Source organism: Pseudobutyrivibrio ruminis HUN009 (assembly GCF_000703005.1).
In the GTDB taxonomy this organism is placed as follows: domain Bacteria; phylum Bacillota; class Clostridia; order Lachnospirales; family Lachnospiraceae; genus Pseudobutyrivibrio; species Pseudobutyrivibrio ruminis_A.
The window spans coordinates 37496-61942 of record NZ_JNLH01000002.1 but is presented as its reverse complement, the minus strand read 5'-3'; the positions used below and the strand labels follow the sequence as shown (position 1 = coordinate 61942).

Here is a 24447-nt window from a genome sequence, read left to right as displayed (position 1 = left end):
ATGGAACAGATGGAAAAAAGCATTCAATTAAATAATGAAAATGAAGTAGCTGATAAGCAGGAGCTTCATGAGTTTATAGAATCATTTAATGGTATTCATCTTGATAAATATAAGCACACTTTAAAACAAGCATATGATGTGACAGTCCAGCAGAGCGATTCAAACTTTTCAAAAGGATCAGCTGAAATAAGAAAAATTACTATTCCACTAAAAGAGGTAGTTACAGTTTGTGCGTCTAAAGCTGCAGCAAGTGATTATAAAAAGCATTTAACTGACCAGGGAAAAGCAGGTGCTAGGCTTGATAAAGCAATAAATAGTAGAGCTTTTACAGTAGAGAGTCTTACCACGATGAGTAATAAGGAATTAAAGGGTAAGTTGAAAGAGCTGGGATTTTCTAGAAAAGATAGACATATCATCACTAAGAATAAAGAGTATTATCAGGGGATGTTTCTTTATAGGGATGAGCTAAAGAGTTTTGTAAAAGGAACAAAGTATGAAAAGCACCTATATTCATCGGATTTCTTTTTCCTTAATAAGAAGGAATCAGTAAAGCTTTTAAAGCTATATACAATGCGCTCAAAAGATGATGCTATTAGGAATGTCTCAGACTGGAACAAGAAATCTTCTAGATCTATTAAGAAGTTCCTAAAGAAGGCTGATAAGAATGGTGTTACTGAAACTGGTAGACATGCTATTAGGATGCAAGACAGACTTAATAATTTTAGAAGGCGAAATAGACTTGCATCACATCTTCTAAACAGAGATATGAAGTATGCAATATATAAGTTTAGAAGAAAGTCTGGAGAGGCGGATGATAATGCCAAATTGGGCGTTGAGAAGCTTCTTAATACCGGCAAGGTAACCTATGTTGGATATAGAGTTTTAATTGGTAAGCATAGGTGCGGAGTAGTAGCTATGCCTGTCAGAGTTGGTTTAAAAGTATCTATAAAATTTGGAACTGCCTTAGACCGACTTTGCGTGAAATACAATTTGCTTTATAGAAGAAGCTTTGGAATTGCACTTCACAAAGGGAAGAGTGCGTTGATTAATTCAACACTAAAGGCTGGAACTGCTGTGAAAAAGGCAGTTAAAGGACAGGTGAAATACACTGTTAAAGCTGCCAAGAAGATTGTTAAAGCAAAGTTTGAACACAAGCAAAGTGTTAAAGCTATAAAAGAAGCACAAAAGAAGGCTGCGAAACAAGCTAAAAAGATTGCTCAGTCAAAAGCTGCCAAGAAAGCTGCAATTACCGCTAAAAAGGTAGGAAAAGGAGCCAAGAAGGCCGGTAAGGTTACATTTACGGTTGTTGATTATGGAATGGCACCTATTAGGGTACTTAGAGATGGAATCGGCAAGTTCTTTTCAATAATAGAAAAGTTGAAATATGTATTACTTGCCATTTCGCTAATCATAATGGCTGTATATATGCTTATTTCCTTATTGTTCTCGATTACACAGGCAATGGAGAATAATAGCCATTTAACGTCGACCACTATTCTTGGACCAGAAGATACATCAGTTTATGACAAGGTTGTATACCTACAAGGGTTGCTGGATGAACGAAAGGCTGCAGCTAGGGAACGAGGTGAAGGAATACCTAAGACTACACTAGTTGCTGCAGACCAGACTATAGATAGGTATGGTCATCCAGAGACTGACCCAGATGGAAATGTTACCTGGACAAAGGGCTATAAGATTTATTACAAAGACAGTTCTGGACATCTAATGGCTGACGGAACCAACAACATTAAAGATGCAATTATACTTGCTTATGTTGGTGAAGACGGCGAGTGGGAGAAGAGCGATAGTCTTGATGACATAATTGATAACTACTGGAATTATTTGAACCCTGAGTTAACAGAAGACAACTTAATAGAGACAGATATTTATTGTTGTGCTGATGGTTGTGAGGAGTATAGCTATAGCTGTAATGATAGTAGTGCATATGACTATATGAATCGTATTTCTTCTGAAGGTGGGCATATATATAGCAGTATTGCACCAGCTACATCAGAGGGATGTAAAAGTAGGACAGTCAAAAAAACTGGAATTAGGATTAATGATGAGACTCATTTGCCAGAACTATATGACTATGAAGAGATTGAATACTATTGTGATGGTCACAGCGTTGATGTGTGTTACGGCCATAGAGACGTAGAAATACATCTTGATACATATTTCATGCAGGATGCTTTTGATGATGACTATATGACCGGTGCTATTTTTGAAAAGCTGAGTTCATGGGAGCAAGACGAAATAGATTGGTGCAATAGTCTTTATGATTCAGATTGGTATGACGCTTATGGTATAGATCCGATGGGAGGTTATGGCTTTATTGCTGAGGCTACCTACTCATCTGAAGAAATAGCATCTATGCTTGCTAACATAAATGTTGATGATACCAGAAGAGAAATTGTAAGCAATGCAATCTCACTTGTGGGAAAGGTTCCTTATTACTGGGGTGGTAAAGCCACTGAATTTGGAGTATATCCTTTTGCAACATCAGCAGGCGGAAAGGTTGGTGAAACTGTTGCACCTGATGAAAAGGGAAGAACTTTAGCTGGAGTAGATTGCTATGGATTTGTGCAGTATTGCTACAACTCCGTAGTTTCAGGTTTAGTACCAACTAGTACAACATCTAAATTTATAGATGAAGATGGCTATGGGTTAAATGCTATATCTGCAAAGGAGCTACAACCTGGGGATATTGGCGTATTTTATAAAAATGGAGCAGGAGGACATATAGGAATCTTCTATGGATATGATGACAATGGTTCAGCTCTATGGATTCATTGTACAGGAATGCCTAGGAACAATGTTGTTTTAAGCACCTGTGGATTTGATCATTATTATACGATTCCATAAATGATATGAAAGCGAAAATAGAAAAGCTGATGATGCTCCTTGCTATAGGTTTGTTTGTGAGTGTTATTTATTACAAGGCTACATGCGGAGAATTCTTGCTACTGGGATATAAGCCATTCCTTATTATGTCTGATAGTATGGAGCCTTGTATAAATACATATCAGTTCGTTTTAGCTAAACAGGTCGGAACTGATGAATTGCAAGTGGGTGACATAGCAGCATATGAGCTTTATTCAGAAAACACAGACGTAATTAAAGAGACAATAATACATCGAGTATATGCTAAGAATGAAGATGGCACCTATATATTTAAGGGTGATAATAACCAAAATATTGATATAAATCCCATCCAAAAAGAGCGTATTAAGTACAAAATTGTTATATATTGACAATATCGTACGATATAAAGCGTAAAATATAATGAAATTTGCCACTATTATCGTACGGAATAGGATGATATTATATTCAAGTTCCAATTCCGTACGATATATATTTTTTATAACGCATAAATATCGTACGGTGTAGTTAAACGCGAAAGGATGGATATATGAATGCAAAGGAAAACTCTATTAAAGAAGTATTAAAACTTACAACTCCAAAGGTCCAGTTAAGTGAGCAGGAGAGAAAGTTAGTAGATCACATAGCAATTAAATATGAAAGAAGCTATCTAGTACCTTTCTGCCAACTCCAATGGATGGATGAAGATACTTTCGTATTACTAAAAAATAGAATTATTAATGTTGCAGCACAGGGGGATGGTTCTCTCATGGATGCTTTAAATAATATCAGCTCAGGAGCAAAGTGGCTTGAGACAGATTATTACAATTTAATTCATGCTAACGCTGATGAAGAAAGAGTAATAATAGAGGCTTGCCAGGCTGGTGTTAACAACATCTTTACTTATATGTTCCTACTAATGGGACATAAGGTATCTTCCTTTGTTTATAAAATCAACTTTTCCGGTTATAGGTATGTAGATCAAAATGATTTATATAATGAGCTAATAATTGAGCTATATAGAATTTGCTCTACTTATCCATTAGACAAATACACTTATGGTGGGCTGAATTATCCATATGTATATAATAGCCTAATGCATTTCCTTTATAATGAGGTACTAGGTAAGAACGCTATTATAAGCTGTCCTGCAGCAACTAAGAAACGTATGGAAAGAATCAAGAAAACACTTGAGGCTAATTGCGATATGGATGGCAAAACAACGCTTACTACTGAAGAAATAAGACAAATATCATCTGCGAGGAAAAGTGAACTTGACGTTTTCTATATGCTCTCAAATAGTGTTAGCTTCGACAGTAACGAGGGATTTATAAATAAAACCCTCGAAGATGAGACAGCAAACATATCTGTTGAGCAGTTTTGTCCTGAAGAAGAAAATGTATGTCAGCAGATTGCGAAGAATCTAAGGTTTACAGAAGAAGAAATCAATGAACTAATTAAAGCTCTCATTAAGCATGTGGATGAGTGTCATACTACAGCTACTGGTAAAATTAGAAAGATTTCACGTCGCAGCCTTAGAACCTTTTGCCAAAAGCAAGGTAAAACCGTCAATACCCGAGAGGTAAAGCAGATTCTTGAGGAATATGCTTACGCTAAAACGGGGCGCAAAATTTTTTTTGCCTAAACTATATACCGTACGATATAAAAGAACTTCTATCTCAGAAGTTCTTTTTCTAGGTGTACGAATTTTACATTTTTATCTGGGATGTTGTGCTTCATTTCATTGACCATTTCAATGAGTGTGTTTATAGATGTAGATAGATTTAAGTTAGTCATGAACTCATCATAGGCTATAGTTATAGCATTAGCTAAGCTCATGGTACAATTATTGAACCAGTCTGTTACCACTTCTACAGGGGCATTGGTTGCTAGTTCAATAAAAACAGTCATATCTTGGCTTATAGGAAAAAGCGCCAGATCATCACTGTCTCCGAACTGAGCGAAGATTAATGTTTCATCCTCAGTCTCCTCAACTCTAAGTGAGATTAATTGATTTGGAAGGTGCAATTTAAGCTCCTGCACCAAGAGATGATTAAATTGCCTTTTATAGGCATGTACAGCGGTTAACTTATTCATATACTCCTCCGTTGATAAATAAAAACGTTACAAAATACCGCAATTAACAAAAAGTTTGAACATTTATCACACTTTATTCACCAATAGGGTATATTATACAGCCTGCTGCTTAGAAACTGAACCGCAAGAATCTAGTTTTTGCGTTGAAATAACTGGAGTTGATAGATAAAACAACTACCCATGGTAACATTTTGGAGGGAAAAAAGTTGAAAGAGGCTGTAAGGAGAATTAAGGAACTTAAGAGAGAAAGAAATATTACAGATGGAATGATAGGGGAAATAATACAGTATCATCCTAAGCATGTTAACAGGATGCTTAACTATCAGGCTAAGCTACCAGAGGATGTAATAATACCATTATGTGAGTACTTGGAGGTAACGCCGGAATATTTATTGGGGCATAGTGATTTCAAGACCAAGGAAGAGCAAGAATATCACATCCTTCATACAAAATATAAGATAGTTGTTGATTTGGTTACCAGCATTGAGAATTTGAATTTGAGTTTTTTACCATATCTTATCTGGACAAAAAATGAGACTACAGAAAGTGACAGAATTAGGTATATATTATCTGATGCGAACAATGGAAATAAGTGTAGGGAAATAGAAAGTACAACAAATCTTAATGAATTGACTAGTGTAAAGGAATATCAAGTGTATACCTGCAAAGAGACGGCTCCATTATCTTTATTTTTGGATTATGAGAGAAATCATATGGGGAAGGGTAAGCTTTTTCTTTTTCATGAAGTAATTCATAATGGCAAGAGGACAGGGATTATTAGCCATGAGAAGTTTTTACAGTTGATTGATAACATTAATAATACTATGGCAAATATCTTATCGCTAACATTGGGATTAATAACTATAGAAGAATAGTTTTAGGTGTGTCATTACTATGTGACATACCTTTTTTTAGGTTATATCTTGTGGTTGGTTCATTTCTGGTATGAAATCAAATGATAGTCATAAAATAACGATTAAGCTGTAAATATTTGCCACTTCAAATTCAATTAGTGTTACTAAAAGTGGAGAAATATCTGTGAAAAATGGATGTTGCAGATGTGAAATTGTGGTCTATTCACTACCTTATGAAATGTCACGTAGACCACAGAAAAGTTCAATAGTTATTTACAAATAAGCACATAGTCTTTATAATATGAGTTAAGAAAAGGCACTACCGATAGACGGTGGCCTAGATTAATTAAAACGTTTTAAGCCGTCCTAAGTTTTCCAGGCTGCAGGACGGCTATTTCTTTGCATTGCTATCTCGGCCAACTTTGTAGCCGATTCCAAATGCTGTAAATAATAATCCAGTAATAGCTACAAATTGCTCCAATGTTAACATCAATGTTTTCCTCCATAGATATTTCTGCTCAAAGACAGATTATTCTAAATAGAGGTCACAGTCCTCTAGTTGAAGACCAGCCGCCTACCCGAAAATGGTAGCACCGGAATTAAGTCTATCAAAAGAGGATGTTAAAAACAATCGAACATCAACATAATCTTACAAGAAATTTTCCAGGCTTTTTATAAAGCATTCAGCAAATCTTTTATGTCCCTCAATAGAGAAATGAACTCCATCAGAACCCATTTTAATATTCCACTCGCTGGCATTGATGGCAGGGATGTCATATTGTTTTGCTAGTTCAAGGGAGCGCTGGTTCATCTCTATGCAACAATTATGGTAACGTTGCATTTCTGGTTCCATTACTTTGATGTAAGGTGGAGCTATTAGGATGAACTGAGCTTTACAGTTTTTTTTGACATAGCTTAAGATTCTATCAAGCTTTGTCACAGCTAGCTCTACGTTGGGATTGTAGGTTAGCAGGATGTCATTGGTACCAAGCATCATAACAAAGATATCATTTTCTGAAAGGTCTGATAGAAGGTTTGTGAAGTAGCCATACTCTACAGAGGGGAGATGGCGACCGTTCATTCCTTCTTCGATGACATCAAAGCGGTCTGCTAGGGTGTTGTGAACAATAGTAGCCCAACGTTCATTCTCAGAATATCTACCACCAAGGAAATCCCTTGGATCATATCCGTATGTATTTGAATCACCAAATAGAATTAGTTTTCTTATAGGGTTAACCTCATTTGATACCAAGTGACATTACCATGCACGGATTCACTTATACCTTCATTTATAAAACCAAACTTTGAATAGTAAGTAATTAGCTTATCTTTACAGGTAAGAACTAGTCCAGATCTTTCGTGACTTTTAGCATCTGCTATTGCTGCTTGTATTAGTTCTCCAGCATAACCATGGTTTCTATATGATGGAAGAGTATTAACACCAAATATCATCTGCCATATACCGTCTTCGTTATGCATCTCCGCTTTGGCATACATGACGTCGGTGAGATTTGGAATATCTGTGCAGAAACCATCAACAAAAGCTATAAGCTTATCATTATCAAACATGAGCCAGAAGTGATTAGCATAATGTTCTAAGCGTTCTTTAAATTCTTCAGCTGTAGCAGCTTCTGTAGGTGGAAAGCATTCTGATTCTACAGCTGCTATTGCAGCTAGATCATCTATAGTAGCAGTTCTGATTTGCATAGTTTACCTCTTGTTTCTTAGTTTTATACATAGAGAATATCTATTATTTCTTGTATTTTCAAGGTTTCTGAGGTGTCCATTTTATTGGAATGATGTCGAGTACACTTATAATCAGAAGAGGAGCCTAAATTGTCTTTGAAAGATACGAGGGGGTAACAATATGAAATCAATTAATAATATTCAAAAGATAATTATGACTAAACGCCTATACAGTTTCCCTGATTGTAAATGTATGAGGTCTGACAATGTTGAACTATCGTTAGAGGGGATTAAAGGATATAGAACTCTTAATGGAAGTAAAAAACATGTTAGTCCATATAAAGTAGAGGTCGAAGAACCAGAGATGAAGGCATTTTTCTCTGAATTATATGAGTTTGTTAGAAATGCCACTGAGTGCGGATATACAGTTGATGATTGCGAGCGTAAGGTTAGGTTTATCTATAGTGATTACCATGAGGAAATATTCTGGGGTTGGACAGGTAATGAAAAAGAAAACTTAACAGGGAAAATATGGGAGTTTGTTAATTTGCATTTTTAATCATGGAGGAATGTATGAATCAGAAAGATTTTACCTATGTTGAACCAAAGGGATATTTCTCTAAAGAGATGTTAGAGGTTTTGCTTAAAGATGATAATGATAGGATTCGCCAGTTTGTATCGAAATATCCTTGGACATTTGCTAAGACCTATGCAGACTTTGCTCCACATGAATATTACGTAAAGAACGAGCTTGACGAAGAGGGCAAAGCAGAATTTGTATGGTTTGTGGAATTCATCAGAGATTATGGATTTAAGTGTAAGTTTGCAGGTAAAGAGCATACATACTACGAGCTGGATGGGCACTATTACTGGACCATGGGTGATCCAATTGAAGAGACCATTATTCTGAATAGATGCGACGTAGATAATTATGAAATATCAAATGAAAATATGGTTTACTCCAAATCGCAGAAGTTTTTCCAAAGGCAGATTGAAAAGCTAATAGCACCACAAGATGACATACCAGAATGCCTTAGACCTGATGTTGATGTATTCTTCAAAGTAAATCAGATAGAGGATAAGAACTATATAAAAGCATTTGCTGAAAAATATATTGATTCTGGAGTAAGAAATTTTCATTTCTTTGGTGCGAAAGCTCAGCTATGGGAAAACACCTTTGACGAAGTGGATGTTGCCAAGCATACAGATGGAGAGTATGAAGATGGTATTGCAATGACATACAGCTATTTAAATATAGAGGATTTTAATGAAGCATTAGATTTGTGTGAGGAAGGCACAATATTAGTATTCTACGATACAGAAGCGGAGGAAAGATAAGATGATTAAAACAATACTATTCCCATCCAGCTTTTTTAATACTCAGAAAGTAGATGAGGATTTACAAGCAGAGTATGATGCAGTTATAGCAACAGGTCTCTTTGATGTAATTATATTTGGGTATGAAAAATGGTTTAACCAGGGAAAGCTTGTTCTTAATAAAATTCCTGCTGAAATGACTAAAGTAGTTTATCGCGGCTGGATGATGAAACCAGAAGAATATGAATCGTTTTATAAGAAACTCGAAGACAATAACATTGAGCTTGCCACATCTCCAAAAGAATATGAACTTATGCATATCTTTCCAAATGTATATGAGTATGTTAAGGAAGATACGGCAAAGATGGAAATCTTCAAACTACATGAGAGAATCAGCGTGGAACACTTAAAAGAATCTTTTGATAGATTCATGGTAAAAGATTACGTTAAGTCTGTGAAAGGAACAGAGTTTCCGAGATATTTTGATGCCAAAGTCTTGAAGCAAGACGAATTCGACTCATGGATGGAAGTATTCTACAAATATAGAGGTGACTTACTTACAGGTGGAATTTGTATTAAGGAATATCTTTCATTCAGACGAGAAGATGGTAATACAAATGAGTATAGGGTTTTCTATGTAAACAATAAGCCTTTAACTATTAGTAGAAATTCAGGGCAGGGTATAGATTCTAAAATGCCGCCTCAAGAACTTGTAGAGAAGTATGCTAACCTGAATAGCTGCTATTACACTGTTGATTATGCGGAGCTTGAAGACGGAAGTTGGCGAATCATAGAGGCTGGGGATGGATCCGTTTCAGGCTTATCGGATAACCAGGATTATACGGATTACTACAAAAAGTTGTATGAGGCTTTTAATAAAAAAAGGATGGGTGAGAAATATGACTAAAGGAAATGATCATTCCGCAATAATGGGTGTTATAGTTGGAGATGCTTTAGGGGTACCGGTGGAATTTACGAGTCGAGAGGAAAGAAAAGCAGATCCAGTTACTGGTATGCGGGCTTATGGTACACATAATCAGCCAGCAGGTACCTGGTCAGATGATTCAAGTATGACAATAGCAACATTGGAATGGTACAAAGAAGCAGGGGATACTGAGCCAGACTATAGTAAGTTAATGGATAAATTTACTAATTGGCTTATGTACGGAGAATATACACCTTATGGTGAGAACTTTGATAATGGTGTGGCTACTGCAAGAGCCTTGATTAGGTATGGTAAAGGCGCAGAACCACTTTTGAGCGGTGGTATTACTGAGTGGGATAACGGTAATGGTTCCTTGATGAGAGCGATGCCTACAGCTTTACATCATAAAGAAAGTCTTGCGTGGGAGAACGTAAATGATGTGGAGTACATTTACAATATGTCAGCCCTAACACATGCACATCCACGCAGTAAGCTGGCATGTCTTATCTATAGTAAACTAGTTGCAGACATTTTACTCAGCGATATGGATAAGCTAGATGAAGTTAAACAGAGCCTTGATTGGACAAGACAGTATCTTGAAGAAAAAGAATCTGATGAGCTTATTAAGGAAGAGATTAAATCCTTTGAAAGAATATGGGATATAGATTCATTCATGCAGCTTTCAGAAAATGAGATTAAAAGTAGCGGATATGTTGTTGATACTTTAGAGGCAGCTATATGGTGCTTCCTTAATACCAATTCCTATGCAGAGTGTGTTTTAAAAGCAGTAAATTTAGGAGATGACACTGATACTGTTGGGGCTGTAGCTGGCGGCTTGGCAGGGGCATGCTATGGCATGGATGATATTCCTTGTGAATGGCTTGATGTTATTCCAAAGAAAGAATGGATAGAAGGATTGGTATAGGTAATTATGGGGAAATATAGTGAGTTAATAGCTTTATTAGAGCCTTTAAGAACAGATTCATATGGGGAGTGGATTTTTGATAATACCCATGCTGGGACAAATGAAGATCCAAAGCAGATGCCTTTTCCTAGACATACTAATGTTGTACATCAATTGATTGAGGCCATTATAAAGTTTACTGATGATAATCCTGATTTTGAATTGAAGAATTATAATCAATTATTAGAGGACAGAGGACTTGAATGGAAATATAACGTTTTAATAGAGGCTGATGTTTCAAACATGGATGGACAGGGAGTAATGGCCATGTTTACAGGCCTACTACGTGGAGAGAGATTCTGTGAGGGTACTTTGCTCGCTGCATTAAAAGATGGAACAGTCATAAAGTGGTTAGAGCGATTGAAAGAAATAGATGATAAGTCTTAATAAATAAAAAAATATTAGAAAGAACAAAGAGCATAAAACACTGCAAAATCGAGTTTTATAGGCATTTTATATCCTAAATCACAATACGCACTTACTATACTGGAGAAAAATATGGATACTGATTTAACAAAACAAATAAAAGAAATGGTGTATGTATCAATGTATGGGACTAATTGGAAGGACCTAGATAAGAACGTTGATAAAGTGGCAAATCAAATTATTGGGGAATTGAGCCAGGAGTCTAAGGAATATATGATTAAGAATCCGAGGCCAGTTGAATATCACTTTTCTTTGGGGTTGTATATCAGAAATAATTACATTTATAACAGTAAGGAATTTGGTAATTGTTACAGAGTAGATGATATATCTTCGGAAATTATAAAACGAATAATAGATAAGCTTACAGAAGAGAATACCGACTAGGACAATTTGAATTTGTAGGATTATGAATTGAACAACATGTATATCACATATTCTGTGAGACTAGACATAATATGATGAGGAACTAAACGAATGGTATACTTGAAAAACTTTTATTTTGCCTCAGGTCTAGCTGAGGAAATGTTTTTAAATTCAATAAAAAGAACCTGTTACGATAGCTTCTACCCTTTTCAGCTATTGCCACAAAAAGGGATAGAAGAAATTAGATTTAAGGACATAACTATTTTGTATGGTGGTAATGGTTCAGGAAAGACTACTATGCTAAATATAATTGCGGAAAAGATTGGTGCCGCGAGAATGGCTCCTTATAATCGTTCTAATTTCTATGAGGACTATCTAGAGCGCTGCGACTTAGATTATGCCAATGCTCAAATGGACGAGAAGGTGATAATTACTTCTGATGATATCTTTGACTATATGCTTGATATCAGAAGATTGAATGAGGGTATTGATAATAAACGGGAAGATCGATTTGAAGAATACATGGATTATAAGTATAGCTCATATCAGCTTAAATCTATCGATGATATCGAGGAGTTGAGAAAACACAATGCAGCTAAATCAAAGACTCAGTCTCAATATATAAGAAAAACGTTAATAGACAATGTCAGAGAGTATTCAAATGGAGAATCAGCTTTTAGATACTTTACTAGAAAGATAAAAGAGAATGGTATTTATATTCTAGATGAGCCAGAGAATAGCTTATCTCCAGAAATGCAGTTGGAATTGGTAAATTTCTTAGAGCAGTCAGTTAGAGGATTTCGATGTCAGTTTATAATTGCAACACACTCACCATTTATACTGTCTATACGAGATGCTTTAGTTTATGACTTGGATAAGAATCCAGCTGGGCCAAATGACTGGCATCTACTAAAAAATGTACAAGAATACTATAAATTTTTTATGGATAGAAGAGAAGAGTTTGAAGCTATAGGAGAACAGCTGTAATGAGTAAGTATGATCCTTTAGGAGACTATTTGCGATGCTGCAATAAGTCAGTAATATCACTTTCATTTGAGAAAATAGAAGGGATTTTAGGTTTTTCACTTCCTAATTCTGCATATAATCATGGGGCATTTTGGTCTAGTGGAAACAATTCGCATTCTCATGCTTTTTCATGGATAGATGCGGGTTATGTTGTTTCCAAAAAGGATTTAATTAGAAAGCAAATTGAATTTAGGAAGGTATCTACTGGAGAAATACTATCTCATACTACAAATCGGAAACCTTCTCCCAAAAGTGATGTTAGCAAGAAAATAATTTTATCCAAAGCACCTTCAGCACAGGAAACAATTAATGTTGCCGGTTACGACTTTATGTTTCTGCAGATTATTGATGTAGAGCGTGATTCCAATGGACTAGTAATCGAAGATGCTCCACAGTCAAGATATCAGAATATGCATAATCTAAAATTGCATGGCTATGGTGGAGGCACATTCTGTAAGTTTAAGATTTCTGCCGATGAGGTACCGGGTGTATATTTATGGATAGTAGACGATGAGATTATCTATATTGGTGAAACTGCGAATCTAAGAAATCGCTTCAATACAGGATATGGTGTCATATCAGCTAGGAATTGTTTTGAAGGTGGACAGACTACTAACTGCAAGATGAATAAAGTAGTTTTAGAATGCGCAAAGCAAAACAAAGAGATTAAGCTGTATTTCTATCAGACTGAAAAATTTAAAGAGGTTGAGCTTGAATTATTACGCTCAATAAATACCAAATATAACGTTAAGGATAATTAGTAGGTAGAGAACTTATCGGAGGTATGTATGGATTGGAATAACGATGGTAACATTGGTATGGATGATATACTTCTTACAGAGATTATTCTAGAAGAAGACGAGGAAGATAAAGGTGGTGGAAGTGGTGGTAATAAGCCTAATGGTAGTTGTTTATCGAGCATGTTGCTAATCATGATTCCTCCGGTAGCATTGGTTGTTACTATATTCAATTTAATATGTTAGTTGAGAATGGAGCCCACATTGTGGACTCCATTTTTTGGCGGAGCTCTTGCTCCGCCTTTATTGTTTACTTAAGCTCTTCGAATATTTGCTTGATATTACTGTCAGTGTTGGTGTCCTTCAAGTAGCCATAGTTGATGTCGTGCTTCTGCATATATGAAGTGAAGCGGTAGTATTCTGAGTGACCGATAAAGTTACTGAAGAAGTATACTTTATCCCTGCCATCGGCTGTTGCAGGGTTTAGTGAAGCGAACTTCTCTACGCCTATGAAGCTCCAGTTAGGGAATAAGGTTTTAAGCTTATTGTGCCAGTTTGGATGGCCTCCGATGATAAGGATGTTTTTGTCTTCGATGGCTTTTTTCAGTTGCTCTACGTTTGTATTAGATTCTGGGACAGTCTCGTCAGTAAGATTGTAAACGTAGTTTCTAAGATGGATTAATTCCTCGTGCTCTGCTTCCAACTGATTCTTTAAAGATTCAAAAGTAGCAGCTTCGGTTTTTGCTTTTTTATTGTTACTACGAAGGTATTGGATATCTTGTTCGGCTTTATTTAACTTATTTCGTAGCTCTGCAATTTCCTTTAGATAGTCTTCATTTGAAGCATTACCACAAGACACAGGAGCTGTATTAACTAATTCCTTTGGTTTAGTAGACTTATTTTCAGCTATATTTGTTAATGGTTTAAAGACTACCTCTTTTAAGTCTGCTTCATCTAAATCGGTGCCTAACAAGTAGCTGGTCTCATAGTCGAAATCATGAGCGGTATCAGTTAGTGCTACTATTAAGTCACGGATACGAGTACATACCTGTACTTCTTCAAAAGTATATTTACGCTTAGGATGTAATGTCTTTAAGATTGAAAGTGTAATGATTAAATGAAGCCTACCACCTTGGAACATAGTCATGCAGGTTTTATCATAGTCATCTTGGTACCCTGCAATATGAAAACATGCATTTGAAAACTCAATAATATCCTTATAGGTTTGTATAGTAGATTCGTCTTTAAGAGATTTCTCATTCCATTCATCAATCTGCCTTGCAGCTTCTTCCATTGTTTCTTCCTTAACATCAATTCTATTAATGGCAAGGTCTACAAGCTTATAGAATTCTTCCCTTTTCATGTCAAAAATCTTATACCATAAGGCGCAATCATCACTTAGTTTTTTATTGAAGAAGAGTGCCATGCACATGACACGGGCTATAGCATAATCTCTATTCATAGAGATTTCGTCGTCCTCTGTAATACATAGAATATCTTCCGGTGCGAAGACATCGAATTTTTTAAACGTACGATATTCTTTTTTGTAATATGTCTTATACAAAGATTTGATTAATTCTAGGCAATAAGAGTCTCCTAATTTAGCACCATTGAATATTAATCTAAGGACGTTGCTATACATGACATCTACAGGTCTTGAGATACCTATATATGTCTGGTCATACCAACAAACATCATCAAATTCTTTTAATCTGCTACCACAATGAGCCATGAAATCTTGTTCAATTACAGGAAAATCTACATACATTTCATCAGTCATAAAATCCTGCAGAAAGTAGAAGTCTACACCCGTTGTATCAGGTTCGATAATAATGCCGTTTTCACGGTTATATTGATCCTCAACAATAAGAGATGCATATTTCTTAGCAATTAGATCTCCAGCTTGTTGCATGATGGAATTATTTTCAAACGCGTCATATGGTAATTTCATAGAGGGTTCTCCTTATGCATATAAGATATATAGTTATTCTACCATAAGAGAAAATAGCTTTTATCTACATTTATATTTGATTAGGGTTCATCTAAGGTCTTTATTAGATTATTTATATCTTCTTGAGTGAGGGCACAACGAACTTCATAGCCATACCACCAGTCGTTGTACTCTTTCAGGCAAGATAGTAGGCAACGTATGAAGGTCTGAGGAGATGCTTTTCGAAGTTTCTTTGACACTTCGATGAAGCATTCGTCTTCATGCCCTCCTGGGATATCTACACAAGGATAGAAGCGAGCTGTATTAACCTCTTTTGGGTCTACGAAGATGATTGGGTAGGGATATGGGTTGTCAAAGGCCTCCTTTGAAAGTGTGTTGGTAATTTTCTGAAGTTTGTTGTTTGATAAGTATTTTAGGGTCATTTTTATTTCCTCCTTTTTCTCTAACAGGTAAAAAGAAATAAATCTTTATTTTGTAAACCTGTTTTTTTAAATAATGGCTGGAATAAAAAATAATCCCTGATTTTTAATGTATTTTTTGGTATTTTTTTAGGATACTAAAAAAACCCCTGTTTTATCAGGGGCGGTGTTGCAATGGGGGGATGTTACATTGTTTCTACGGAAAATTCTAAATCAAATGGGTCAGAGAGTAGGTAGCTTACTTCTACGTACATATAGAAGTCTCCATCTGTTAATACATAATAGCGATTAGCTGAATTGGTTGTATTGTTATAATAGGTCTCCACATATCCATCAAATCCGCTGTTAGAATATGCTTCACAAGTATAATCATGAATTGAATTCATCATGTTTTCATTACTTGTCATTCTCTTTTCAGCATCTTCTGCTGTCATATCCTGACCATTATAATGTGACATTGATACTGTTACAGAGCCAAGCTTATCTGCAACATAGCATTTATTTACTGAATCAAGCATTTCTAAAGTAGCTTCTTCTAATTCATATGCCTCATTATCATACTTGAAGGTTACCTTATGTTCAGCACCTTCTACAGTAAAGTCTGTAAAGCTACTTGTATCTACAGAAGAAGATGATGTTTCTTCTGTACTATTGTTTGTGCTAGCAGCTGAGGTTCCATTATCATTCTTTGATGAACCACAGCCTGTGAGAGCTACACTAAGCATAGTGCTAAGTGCTAATACCAAAGTTAATTGCTTTTTCATATATTACCTTTCTAAATTGCAACTGTAAGATAATATTATAAATACCGTACGGTGTCAAGAATATTAAAATTCTATAACGTTAATAAGGCATATCTTGAAAAGAAATTGGGGTATTAGTGATTTTGGGGCTAGAGTATATGAAACGGAAAATGGATACTTGTACCATTCCTAGCAGGGTCTTCCAGACCCAGGTCTGCCCATCTCCACAGACCAATCGCTTCGCTACAAGGAAGGATTATAATCGGCTACGCCGATGGGGGATTTATCTTTCAGTTTTCATAAACCTTTCTACATTTTCCCTTCCCCTGCGGTTTCTTCATTTGCCACTCCAACAAAAAGTTAGGACATAGACCGGCTACTATCAAGGGCAAGACAAGTTCTTCGAACCCTTGATAGCAGCCGGTCTATGTCCTTTTTTGTCTCCGGGCAAACGAATAAACCGCGAGGTATACGGAAGAAAAAATATTGAAAGAAAGGATTTATAGGAAAACTAAAAGCTAAATCTAAATAGGGCTCCAAATTCCCGGCTTCGGTGCCGGAAGAAAAATAGGATTTTCAAAGATTTGAAGTTGGTTTCAAGGCTTTAGGTTGGGGCTGATTTAGGTTTTGAATTTGATAGGAAGGTAGGTGTGATTATGAAGTTTAGTGACCATTTATGGATTTCATTTTGTTCATTGTTTTTCTTTATGTGTTTGGCTTTTATGCCAATACCTTAAGGAGTTTGGTTTGTCCAAGGAAAGATATTTATTTTAAAGGAGATTTTAGAAATGAGAGTTACAAAGGGATTAATTGAGAAGGTTAATGGAGAGCTTAAGGATAAGGGGTATTTTGTGGAAAAGACTAAAGTTAACAAGAACAATGAGGTTAAGACAGGTCTTGTTATTAAGAAGATAGATGAAGAGAGGATGGTTTGTCCTACTATTTATGTAGGAGAGCTATCAAGCTTTGAAGAGGTTATGAAGTATGCTTTAGAGGTTATTTCAAGAGAGGTTCCTTCTATAAATATGGAGAACATCTTAGATAAAGACTATATTTTAGGTCATGTTAAGGCTCAGATGGTTTCTGCAGGGAATGTGATTTTAGAGCCAGGTGTTGTTTACAGAGATTATTTAGATATGGCTATTGTATACAGAGTCGAAGTTGGTGAGATTGATGGTGGCCAAGGTTCTTTCCTTATTAGGGATGGAGTGCTTACAAAGGTTGGCCTTACAGAGGAAGATTTATTCAATGTAGTAAGTCACGATATGGATTTTGATACAAAGACACTAGAGGAAGCTTTAGCTATGATGATGGGAGAGGAAGCACCTTTAGATTTTGGATTACCTGAAATTTATGTGGTTACATCTGAAAATATGATTCATGGTGCAGGAGTTTTATGCTCTGAATTCTTAGGGAAGCTTAGAGAAAAGCTTGAGGGTGATTTCTTTATTCTTCCATCGAGCGTACATGAAATTCTCGTATTGAAGGACGAATTTGGCCCATCGGCTATTGAGCTTTTAGAGCTTGTTAAGACTGTAAATGCTACAGAGGTTGCACCTTGCGATAAGCTTACTGATTCGGTTTACAAGTATGATGCCACAGGACTTTCCAAAGTTGCATAGATTCTTGAAAAACATCAGTTTTTCGAGAATCGTAAATGGCAGTATTTTTATGAAATAAAAATGCTGTTCTGAGGAACAGAATTACTGAGCAGAATTCATTAATCTGCTCAGTAACCCTTCCTTTAAAATAGATAAAGCAATTAGACTGGCTTCGGCTGGTCTTTTTGTGTTTTGGTGAGTTGGAGGTTGTGCGCTCGGGGGATGTCCGAGCCTTGCCCTTCCCCCGAACCCCCTTTCCCCAGGATATCAAAAGATTTTAAGTTATTCAAAATGCAGTTAGTAATATCTAACCCGTTGTGATATTATTCTATTTAGGAAAGGCAGGAATATTTTGCAGCTCTTAGATAGACGGTCATGCCAGTTTGGCTCCATTTCAGCCAGAGAGATTTATTGAAGCAATAGGTTAATTTGTTGTAAGGGGAGGGACGAGGATATGATGAAGTACACGGGAAAGTACTATATGATTTTTTCGCTATTGTTACGCAAGCATCTCAATAATCAATTTGGTAAAGAAGTAACCAGAAAAGCTCTAAAGGGTGCTAAGCCTATCTATAAAGATATGCTTGAAAAATGTGAGGATATAGGCTACGACAATCCAATGGCAGGAAACATTTATATGTGCTTTGTTTTTCTTGCCATATGGAAAGCTGCTGATGGGGCTATAGATTATGAGGGATATAGAAAAGTAATTAAAGATTTCATGACGACCCCTCCAGTTAGTAAGTTCTTGAGTTCAATAGATTTAAATGATCCAATAACTCTAAAAAAGGGTGATGAAAGGATGCATAAGATGCAGGAATGGGCTGATGAACATCCAGAATATAAAGACAAGACCTGGGATTTCAATTTTGAAAACAAGCACAAGGATGGAATCTATTATCATTTCACGCGTTGCCCATTAAATGATTTTGCTAGAAAGAACGGATTCTTGGAAATACTTCCTGTCTGTTGTGAGATAGACCACTATACGACAGAGGCAAAACATGGGGTGTTACACAGAGATTATACCTTGGCCACAGGCGGTTCTATCTGCGACTACTGGATTGTGCCGGATAAGATAGCGAATCCTCAGTAAAGTTGGAGGATAAGGGATGGACAGAAAGATAAAAGCCTATAAAAAGATATATCGAAAGGCCATTGAAAAAACTGGACTTAATAATGTCGATGACAGAGTTGAAGCATACGCTGTCCGACTTTCTAAGATGTATGCCTCTGATGATTTTAGGAAACACAATGTTTATCCATCAACAAGTACGCTTCATGTATATGCGGTAATTGCAATGTGTCTGGAACTAAAGCAATTTGGCTTTTCTGACACAGATATCATGGATTATATAAACGCTGGTTTTGAGGCAAGAAGGACATTTTTCAATGTGATAATTGCAATAATCAACGCACTTCCGAACAGTTTTGATATTGCCAGAAAGTGGAATATCGGCGACCATGAAAAACGAATGACTGATGGCAGCATAACCTATGATTATTTCAATGTCACCAGAGACAAGGTAGAATATAGAATTTCAAAGTGTATGTATGTCGAAATGTTTGAAACCTATGGGATAAGACCGCTTTGTAAAATATTCTGTAATACAGATACAAGAGCCTATTCGGGACTTACACGGCATGTAGAGTTTATCAGACATTCGGATTTATCAGATGGGCCTGCATGTCATGATGAGGTGATCAGAAAATGTTAAAGAACTACATGAAAGAAGGGCAGAAACTCCCTCTCTTTGGAGTCGGGCCATATATTGTTTATGGAATTGCTATGGTCAATGTAATAGGAATTATCTTGTTTGGCTATGTGCTTAAGATAGGAATTCTGTATGATTCATGGATACTTATTTTCCGAGTGGTTGGTACATTACTCATAATAATGGGAATCGGTGTATGGTATATAGGAGCTGTCCGGTCAGATATGGATGATTCTATAACAGAGAACAGGCTTCAGACCAATGGCATTTATTCATGGGTACGGAACCCGATGTACAGCGGCTGGTGGTTTGCGCTATCTGGGATTACCCTTATGTGGCATAATGCATGGCTGCTACTTTTTCCGATAGTTGACTGGATTATTATGACAGTTGCACTTATAAAAACGGAAGAGAAGTGGCTTTTGGATTTATATGGTGAGGAGTACGCTGAGTATAAGAAAAACGTAAACAGATGCATCCCGTGGAAACCTGGCATTGGGATATATAGAACGGAGATATCCACTGCTAAGTGGATGATATATGATTTGCCGGGGAATGCAGGCTGGATAATATGGATCGTTTGTACAGTGAAATGTTTGAGGCAAGAGGCGAATATGTATGCCGTACTTTCTGTCATAGTAGCAATTTTCATGATGATTGGCGTGTTGGAACTTATTAGTGAGAGGGCGGCAGGGCTTAACCGCATCCTTACAGCGGCAAGGCTGCACAGGGGCTTTGGAGCATTGTCGCTGGGCGGACTAGTTGGAATACCTATTTCAATATATGGAATCCTTTCAAATACTGATTATGGATTATCCCTATGGATGCTGACAGGAGCAGTATTATGTGCTCTGTTTGCAGGGCTCATCTTTGTGACCTTTAAAAGAGAGGAATGATATGAGAATACTTGTTTATGGAGCAGGAGTGTTGGGTGGAAATCTTGCAAGCAACTTGTACAGGCAGGGAAAAGATGTCACACTTCTTGCACGTGGAAAATGGTATGAAGAGATAAAAAGAAATGGGCTTAGTATTCATCATTATTTCGGCAGAAAGACCAATGTGAAGATACCTGTGATTAATGGGTTGAGATCGGATGATAGATACGACGTTATATTCGTGGTGGTCAGATATACCCAGATAGATAGTGTTGTTCAACCTCTTAAAGATAATGCCTCCAGGAACATTGTATTTGTCGGCAACAATCTTAAGACAGACGAGCTTACATCCGCACTATCAGAAAAAACTGTGCTGTTTGCATTTGCAATGTCTGCAGGGCATAGGGAAAAAGACTATATCAGATCAGTGTCACTGAATAAGATAACAGTTGGAAATACTAAGGGGACTTCCTCGCAGGAGAATTTTATAAGAAATGTATTCTCCGGAACAAACTTCAAAGTAGTCTATGAATCAAATATGACAGACTGGCTCATATGCCATGCAGCATCAGTAATACCAATAGCTTTTGCCTGTTATTATACAAATGGTGATATAAAAAAGCTTAGGCGCGACAAAGTCTATGTCAACAGGATCATGGACGCAACTGTTGCGGCTTATACAGTACTGGAAGACAATGGGCATGAAATTATGCCTGATTCCGACAAAGACTTTAGGAATCCAAAGTTCAAAAAGAAATACCTTCCGTTCTATCAATTCATTTTCGCAACGAAGCTTGGAAAACTCTGCACTTCAGACCATGCGATGAATGCAGTCGATGAGATGAGTGCGCTCAACAGGGATTTCAAGGCATACATCGGGCAATACGGCGATATTCCAAAGCAGTGGACAGACCTTGAGAGGGATACTAACGGATATCTGAAATTCCTTAGGAATAATGGATTCACAGCAGTTTACTCAAATCAGTTACCTTCAACAATACCTTTAATGTACGTGGAATGTAGGAATGATAGGAAAAATGACGATACATGAATTTGGAAAAGATAATGATAAGGTCATAGTGTTGCTACATCCGTCCGTGGTTATGTGGGATTACTTCGAGTATGTGATTCCGCTTTTGGAAAAGAAATACCATCTGATAATTCCTGCACTTCCGGGGTATGACCCTGACAACAAGAGCGATTTCACAAGTGTTGAAGAGATCTCAGCAGAATTGGAAGAATGGCTGAACCTGAACGGACTGAGCAATGTGACGTGTCTTTACGGCTGCTCCATGGGTGGAAGCATTGTAGTCAGGATGCTTGTAGGCAACAAAGTGATAATACAGAGTGCAGTAATCGATGGTGGTATTACTCCATATCAGCTTCCTTGGATCGTTACAAGATTGATAGCAATAAAGGATTTTTGGTTGATATACACAGGAAAACTTGGTGGAGCAAAGCTGTTGGAAAAAGCTTTTTCTACTGATGAACTGTCAGAGGAAGATGTGCAGTACGCAGCAAAGGTCCTCAAGATGATTAGCGCTAAAACAATCTGGAGGACATTTGAATCCTGCAACAATTATTCCATGCCGAAGTATATCCGTACTGACTGTAAATACATAGAATATTGGGTCGCAGAAAAAGAGGTAAAAGATAGAAAGTGGGATGTGGAATATATAAAAAAGATCTTTCCACATACAGTATTTAGAAAGATCAAGGACACAGGCCACGGAGGGCTGGCTCCATTTAAGCCGGAAAAGTTTGTGAGGGAGATTGAGAAGGTCATAAGGCAGGGGGGATAAGAGATGATTCTAACTATATTTTTGACAATAATATTTTGCGTGGCGATAACACTGATGATGTTTTCTGCCGTAGCATTTATTCAGGATAAGAAGTTCTTTTCTTCAGCACCGAAAGAAGCGCAGGAGGCTATTTTGCCGAGGGAAAAAGAATTGTTCTACGGCGCCAGGACAATCGGATGGACTTTAATGATATTTAGTTTTCTGATGATACTGGGGGTAGGCTTTATCTCAATCTGGGACGGTTTCAGGAGTGGTTACACGTTTGGACAGTTCTTTTTCAGATTTGTCTTTATATTCACTGTTTACAAGCTTTATGACATGATCTGCTTTGACTACTTCCTGCTCATGAAATTCCAGTTTTTTCAGTTCTATTTTCCGGAAGTTGAAAGCGTTTTTAAGAACAGAAAGTATGGATATAACATCAAGAGCCAGCTGCTGAAGCTTCTTGTGATATTCCCGGCTGCATCAGCACTTGCAGCCTGGATATGTACATTGTTTTGAAAAATAAGATTTTTTATGTGGGGAACGAAGTAATGAGCGTTAAATACGAAATTCTTAAACGGGTAGTAAAAGCTGCAGGACTCAAAAAGATGTGGGAGGGAAAATCTGCCGCAGAAATTGTTGCTGAGAAGAAAAAAACAAATGCCAAAAACTATATTCCTGAACTGAAAGATTCTGATTTTGATATAGATAAGATCCAAGTAATGGGTTTCACAGTGATCAGAATGAAGCACAAAGCTAAGGCAGTTCATGCAAATCTTTTTATCATTGGCGGTGGAATGGTAATGGCGCCAAGACCTGACGCTGTCAAGAAAGCACTGCGCTTTGCCAGGGAAACAGGCGTAGATGTGTATGTGCCATATTATCCACTTTGTACCGATTATCCTCTGACAAAAGCATACGCCATGATCCACGAGACATATAAAGAGATGCTAAGGGATTATGATGCGGAGAACATCTCAGTTTTAGGCACATCATCAGGCGGGAATCTTGCGCTTGGAATAGTCCCATACATCAATGATGGACATGATGACACCCCAATGCCGGGATATATACTCGCAATTTCGCCCGGAACCTGTGTTGAAACGGACGAAGAGTGGCAGAGAATGCTTGAACTGGATAAAAAAGATGTGGCAATTCCGGCAAGCTATATGAGAACCGCTGTGGATATCATGAGACATGGCGATTTGTCAGTTCCTGAATACATGATATGGCTTCAAAAGGCCGATTTTACCAATTGTCCGCAAGTGACTTTTGTTTATGGCTCCGAAGAAACGTTGTATGCCTGCGCTCCATCTTTCGAAAAAGTCATGCAAAAATATGGAGTGGATTATGAGATGATCGTAGGCGAAGGCATGTTCCACTGCTATCCGGCATTCCCAATAGTGAAAGAGGCCAAGGAAGGCTGGGATAAGATGGTGGATTTAATCAGAAATACTACAAAACAGGGGAGTATGAAAAATGCAATTTGAAGAGATGGGAAACATGTCGGGAAAGACACTTATGTTACTGCCGGGAACGTGCTGTGACTGGCAGGGATTATGATGATCGTATTATGAGGGAGGGAAGCAGGTAACATGGTTTGGTATGTATTGGTAATTGAAGCGATAGTATTTGCAGTATTATTTACAACAATTCTTTTTGTGTCTTTTCATGGGGAAAAAATGTACAGTCCGGCATGTATCCATAATTACCCGCCTGATATTCAAGAAGAATACTTCAAAACACATGAAAGAGTGGATGTTTCATATAAATCAAAAAAGGTAGTACTGGCGAAGTCCTGTGGAATAATCATGTTTACAGTTATTCTTACCATATGCGCGAAGCTTGCCGGTGCAGTTACATTTTGGCAGGGATTCGCGATCGCTTTTGGACTCATGGTATGGATTGGAGCCTATGACACACTCTTTCTGGACTGGGTGCTATTTGCAAATATGAAAATGTTCAGGCTGGAAGGAACAGAGCACATGGACAAGGCTTACCATCAGAAGTGGTTCCATTTAAAAGGGGCTATATTCCCGGGGCTGTTGTTTGCACTGATTCCTGCAGCTCTTGTAGGACTGTTCATAAGTTTGATGAGGTGA

Annotated in this window: 28 protein-coding genes; 22 read left to right on the top strand and 6 right to left on the bottom strand. The window is 37.1% G+C overall.

The features are described from left to right. From BO15_RS0112665 to BO15_RS0112655, 3 genes are all read left to right on the top strand, one after another. On the top strand, positions 1 to 2865 hold the full coding sequence (locus BO15_RS0112665; RefSeq protein WP_033154951.1) for a C40 family peptidase: 2865 nt from the start codon (positions 1 to 3) through the stop codon (positions 2863 to 2865). A 5-nt stretch (positions 2866 to 2870) separates the two neighbouring features. After that, positions 2871 to 3254, top strand: a complete 384-nt coding sequence (locus tag BO15_RS0112660) for a signal peptidase I (RefSeq protein ID WP_081828733.1) — start codon at positions 2871 to 2873, stop codon at positions 3252 to 3254. Positions 3255 to 3412: 158 nt separating this feature from the next. Further along, the gene (locus BO15_RS0112655) at positions 3413 to 4507 is read left to right on the top strand and encodes a hypothetical protein (protein WP_033154949.1); all 1095 of its coding nucleotides are present in this window, start codon (positions 3413 to 3415) and stop codon (positions 4505 to 4507) included. 29 nt (positions 4508 to 4536) lie between these two features. Here the strand turns inward: BO15_RS0112655 and BO15_RS0112650 are convergent, their stop codons facing one another. After that, complete coding sequence (locus BO15_RS0112650; protein WP_033154948.1) at positions 4537 to 4959, bottom strand: hypothetical protein; 423 nt, start codon at positions 4957 to 4959, stop codon at positions 4537 to 4539. 206 nt (positions 4960 to 5165) lie between these two features. Here BO15_RS0112650 and BO15_RS0112645 point away from each other — a divergent pair, with 206 nt between their 5' ends. Beyond that, the gene (locus tag BO15_RS0112645) at positions 5166 to 5834 is read left to right on the top strand and encodes a helix-turn-helix domain-containing protein (RefSeq protein ID WP_033154947.1); all 669 of its coding nucleotides are present in this window, start codon (positions 5166 to 5168) and stop codon (positions 5832 to 5834) included. Between the two features lie 628 nt (positions 5835 to 6462). On the opposite strand, the gene BO15_RS0112640 is transcribed toward BO15_RS0112645, so the two are convergent. After that, the gene (locus BO15_RS0112640) at positions 6463 to 7065 is read right to left on the bottom strand and encodes an SGNH/GDSL hydrolase family protein (RefSeq protein WP_033154946.1); all 603 of its coding nucleotides are present in this window, start codon (positions 7063 to 7065) and stop codon (positions 6463 to 6465) included. After that, positions 7038 to 7520, bottom strand: coding sequence for a GNAT family N-acetyltransferase (locus BO15_RS0112635; protein WP_033154945.1), 483 nt, complete (start codon positions 7518 to 7520; stop codon positions 7038 to 7040). Before BO15_RS0112635 ends, BO15_RS0112640 begins: the two co-directional genes overlap by 28 nt. A gap of 160 nt (positions 7521 to 7680) precedes the next feature. On the opposite strand from BO15_RS0112635, the gene BO15_RS0112630 reads away from it, so the two are divergent. The 9 genes from BO15_RS0112630 (at position 7681) to BO15_RS0112585 (ending at position 13503) form a co-directional block, all read left to right on the top strand. Continuing rightward, complete coding sequence (locus BO15_RS0112630) at positions 7681 to 8058, top strand: hypothetical protein (protein WP_033154944.1); 378 nt, start codon at positions 7681 to 7683, stop codon at positions 8056 to 8058. 14 nt (positions 8059 to 8072) lie between these two features. Beyond that, a complete protein-coding gene (locus BO15_RS13795) occupies positions 8073 to 8837 on the top strand; it encodes a hypothetical protein (protein ID WP_052169964.1) in 765 nt (254 codons plus the stop codon). Position 8838: 1 nt separating this feature from the next. Beyond that, positions 8839 to 9723, top strand: coding sequence for an ATP-grasp domain-containing protein (locus tag BO15_RS0112620; protein WP_052169963.1), 885 nt, complete (start codon positions 8839 to 8841; stop codon positions 9721 to 9723). Next, positions 9716 to 10666: an ADP-ribosylglycohydrolase family protein gene (locus tag BO15_RS0112615; RefSeq protein ID WP_099047371.1), complete on the top strand. Its 951-nt coding sequence runs from the start codon at positions 9716 to 9718 to the stop codon at positions 10664 to 10666. Before BO15_RS0112620 ends, BO15_RS0112615 begins: the two co-directional genes overlap by 8 nt. Before the next feature lie 6 nt (positions 10667 to 10672). Then, positions 10673 to 11092: a DUF6508 domain-containing protein gene (locus tag BO15_RS0112610; RefSeq protein WP_033154942.1), complete on the top strand. Its 420-nt coding sequence runs from the start codon at positions 10673 to 10675 to the stop codon at positions 11090 to 11092. Between the two features lie 111 nt (positions 11093 to 11203). Next, a complete protein-coding gene (locus BO15_RS0112605) occupies positions 11204 to 11515 on the top strand; it encodes a hypothetical protein (RefSeq protein WP_033154941.1) in 312 nt (103 codons plus the stop codon). A 195-nt stretch (positions 11516 to 11710) separates the two neighbouring features. Continuing rightward, complete coding sequence (locus BO15_RS0112600) at positions 11711 to 12481, top strand: AAA family ATPase (RefSeq protein ID WP_330372049.1); 771 nt, start codon at positions 11711 to 11713, stop codon at positions 12479 to 12481. Further along, on the top strand, positions 12481 to 13281 hold the full coding sequence (locus tag BO15_RS13385; protein ID WP_052169962.1) for a GIY-YIG nuclease family protein: 801 nt from the start codon (positions 12481 to 12483) through the stop codon (positions 13279 to 13281). The genes BO15_RS0112600 and BO15_RS13385 overlap by 1 nt, the downstream gene beginning before the upstream one ends. 27 nt (positions 13282 to 13308) lie before the next feature. Continuing rightward, on the top strand, positions 13309 to 13503 hold the full coding sequence (locus tag BO15_RS0112585; RefSeq protein ID WP_033154939.1) for a hypothetical protein: 195 nt from the start codon (positions 13309 to 13311) through the stop codon (positions 13501 to 13503). 64 nt (positions 13504 to 13567) lie between these two features. On the opposite strand, the gene BO15_RS0112580 is transcribed toward BO15_RS0112585, so the two are convergent. The 3 genes from BO15_RS0112580 to BO15_RS0112570 all read right to left on the bottom strand — a co-directional run bounded on the left by BO15_RS0112580 (position 13568) and on the right by BO15_RS0112570 (position 16391). Continuing rightward, entirely contained in the window at positions 13568 to 15208 is a 1641-nt protein-coding gene (locus BO15_RS0112580; protein ID WP_033154938.1) for a hypothetical protein, read from the bottom strand. 80 nt (positions 15209 to 15288) lie between these two features. Further along, positions 15289 to 15630, bottom strand: a complete 342-nt coding sequence (locus BO15_RS0112575; protein WP_033154937.1) for a hypothetical protein — start codon at positions 15628 to 15630, stop codon at positions 15289 to 15291. A gap of 182 nt (positions 15631 to 15812) precedes the next feature. Then, positions 15813 to 16391: a hypothetical protein gene (locus tag BO15_RS0112570; protein ID WP_033154936.1), complete on the bottom strand. Its 579-nt coding sequence runs from the start codon at positions 16389 to 16391 to the stop codon at positions 15813 to 15815. A gap of 767 nt (positions 16392 to 17158) precedes the next feature. Between BO15_RS0112570 and BO15_RS0112565 the strand changes: the two genes are divergently transcribed. The 9 genes from BO15_RS0112565 to BO15_RS0112525 all read left to right on the top strand — a co-directional run bounded on the left by BO15_RS0112565 (position 17159) and on the right by BO15_RS0112525 (position 24447). Next, entirely contained in the window at positions 17159 to 17992 is an 834-nt protein-coding gene (locus tag BO15_RS0112565; RefSeq protein ID WP_033154935.1) for a DUF5688 family protein, read from the top strand. A 433-nt stretch (positions 17993 to 18425) separates the two neighbouring features. Then, a complete protein-coding gene (locus tag BO15_RS0112560; RefSeq protein WP_330372048.1) occupies positions 18426 to 19067 on the top strand; it encodes an L-2-amino-thiazoline-4-carboxylic acid hydrolase in 642 nt (213 codons plus the stop codon). Positions 19068 to 19083: 16 nt separating this feature from the next. Beyond that, the gene (locus BO15_RS0112555; RefSeq protein WP_026497934.1) at positions 19084 to 19689 is read left to right on the top strand and encodes an L-2-amino-thiazoline-4-carboxylic acid hydrolase; all 606 of its coding nucleotides are present in this window, start codon (positions 19084 to 19086) and stop codon (positions 19687 to 19689) included. Further along, on the top strand, positions 19683 to 20582 hold the full coding sequence (locus BO15_RS13540) for a methyltransferase family protein (protein ID WP_081828731.1): 900 nt from the start codon (positions 19683 to 19685) through the stop codon (positions 20580 to 20582). The genes BO15_RS0112555 and BO15_RS13540 overlap by 7 nt, the downstream gene beginning before the upstream one ends. Before the next feature lies 1 nt (position 20583). After that, positions 20584 to 21612 carry a ketopantoate reductase family protein gene (locus BO15_RS0112545; RefSeq protein ID WP_081828729.1) on the top strand — a complete coding sequence of 343 codons (1029 nt, stop codon included), beginning with the start codon at positions 20584 to 20586 and terminating at the stop codon, positions 21610 to 21612. Next, positions 21599 to 22363 carry an alpha/beta fold hydrolase gene (locus tag BO15_RS0112540; protein WP_033154991.1) on the top strand — a complete coding sequence of 255 codons (765 nt, stop codon included), beginning with the start codon at positions 21599 to 21601 and terminating at the stop codon, positions 22361 to 22363. Before BO15_RS0112545 ends, BO15_RS0112540 begins: the two co-directional genes overlap by 14 nt. A 3-nt stretch (positions 22364 to 22366) precedes the next feature. Next, a complete protein-coding gene (locus BO15_RS0112535) occupies positions 22367 to 22864 on the top strand; it encodes a hypothetical protein (protein WP_033154934.1) in 498 nt (165 codons plus the stop codon). Beyond that, complete coding sequence (locus tag BO15_RS0112530; RefSeq protein WP_167541234.1) at positions 22861 to 23835, top strand: alpha/beta hydrolase; 975 nt, start codon at positions 22861 to 22863, stop codon at positions 23833 to 23835. The genes BO15_RS0112535 and BO15_RS0112530 overlap by 4 nt, the downstream gene beginning before the upstream one ends. Before the next feature lie 105 nt (positions 23836 to 23940). Beyond that, positions 23941 to 24447 (top strand): hypothetical protein, encoded by a 507-nt coding sequence (locus BO15_RS0112525; RefSeq protein ID WP_033154933.1) that lies wholly within the window; start codon positions 23941 to 23943, stop codon positions 24445 to 24447.

Excerpts from the sequence above, each read along its gene's own strand:
- BO15_RS0112665 (WP_033154951.1), top strand. The coding sequence starts at position 1 with ATGGAACAGATGGAAAAAAGCATTCAATTAAATAATGAAAATGAAGTA.
- BO15_RS0112660 (WP_081828733.1), top strand. The coding sequence starts at position 2,871 with ATGAAAGCGAAAATAGAAAAGCTGATGATGCTCCTTGCTATAGGTTTG.
- BO15_RS0112655 (WP_033154949.1), top strand. The coding sequence starts at position 3,413 with ATGAATGCAAAGGAAAACTCTATTAAAGAAGTATTAAAACTTACAACT.
- BO15_RS0112650 (WP_033154948.1), bottom strand. The coding sequence starts at position 4,959 with ATGAATAAGTTAACCGCTGTACATGCCTATAAAAGGCAATTTAATCAT.
- BO15_RS0112635 (WP_033154945.1), bottom strand. The coding sequence starts at position 7,520 with ATGCAAATCAGAACTGCTACTATAGATGATCTAGCTGCAATAGCAGCT.
- BO15_RS0112630 (WP_033154944.1), top strand. The coding sequence starts at position 7,681 with ATGAAATCAATTAATAATATTCAAAAGATAATTATGACTAAACGCCTA.
- BO15_RS13795 (WP_052169964.1), top strand. The coding sequence starts at position 8,073 with ATGAATCAGAAAGATTTTACCTATGTTGAACCAAAGGGATATTTCTCT.
- BO15_RS0112620 (WP_052169963.1), top strand. The coding sequence starts at position 8,839 with ATGATTAAAACAATACTATTCCCATCCAGCTTTTTTAATACTCAGAAA.
- BO15_RS0112615 (WP_099047371.1), top strand. The coding sequence starts at position 9,716 with ATGACTAAAGGAAATGATCATTCCGCAATAATGGGTGTTATAGTTGGA.
- BO15_RS0112610 (WP_033154942.1), top strand. The coding sequence starts at position 10,673 with ATGGGGAAATATAGTGAGTTAATAGCTTTATTAGAGCCTTTAAGAACA.
- BO15_RS0112605 (WP_033154941.1), top strand. The coding sequence starts at position 11,204 with ATGGATACTGATTTAACAAAACAAATAAAAGAAATGGTGTATGTATCA.
- BO15_RS13385 (WP_052169962.1), top strand. The coding sequence starts at position 12,481 with ATGAGTAAGTATGATCCTTTAGGAGACTATTTGCGATGCTGCAATAAG.
- BO15_RS0112585 (WP_033154939.1), top strand. The coding sequence starts at position 13,309 with ATGGATTGGAATAACGATGGTAACATTGGTATGGATGATATACTTCTT.
- BO15_RS0112580 (WP_033154938.1), bottom strand. The coding sequence starts at position 15,208 with ATGAAATTACCATATGACGCGTTTGAAAATAATTCCATCATGCAACAA.
- BO15_RS0112575 (WP_033154937.1), bottom strand. The coding sequence starts at position 15,630 with ATGACCCTAAAATACTTATCAAACAACAAACTTCAGAAAATTACCAAC.
- BO15_RS0112570 (WP_033154936.1), bottom strand. The coding sequence starts at position 16,391 with ATGAAAAAGCAATTAACTTTGGTATTAGCACTTAGCACTATGCTTAGT.
- BO15_RS0112565 (WP_033154935.1), top strand. The coding sequence starts at position 17,159 with ATGAGAGTTACAAAGGGATTAATTGAGAAGGTTAATGGAGAGCTTAAG.
- BO15_RS0112560 (WP_330372048.1), top strand. The coding sequence starts at position 18,426 with ATGATGAAGTACACGGGAAAGTACTATATGATTTTTTCGCTATTGTTA.
- BO15_RS0112555 (WP_026497934.1), top strand. The coding sequence starts at position 19,084 with ATGGACAGAAAGATAAAAGCCTATAAAAAGATATATCGAAAGGCCATT.
- BO15_RS13540 (WP_081828731.1), top strand. The coding sequence starts at position 19,683 with ATGTTAAAGAACTACATGAAAGAAGGGCAGAAACTCCCTCTCTTTGGA.
- BO15_RS0112545 (WP_081828729.1), top strand. The coding sequence starts at position 20,584 with ATGAGAATACTTGTTTATGGAGCAGGAGTGTTGGGTGGAAATCTTGCA.
- BO15_RS0112540 (WP_033154991.1), top strand. The coding sequence starts at position 21,599 with ATGACGATACATGAATTTGGAAAAGATAATGATAAGGTCATAGTGTTG.
- BO15_RS0112535 (WP_033154934.1), top strand. The coding sequence starts at position 22,367 with ATGATTCTAACTATATTTTTGACAATAATATTTTGCGTGGCGATAACA.
- BO15_RS0112525 (WP_033154933.1), top strand. The coding sequence starts at position 23,941 with ATGGTTTGGTATGTATTGGTAATTGAAGCGATAGTATTTGCAGTATTA.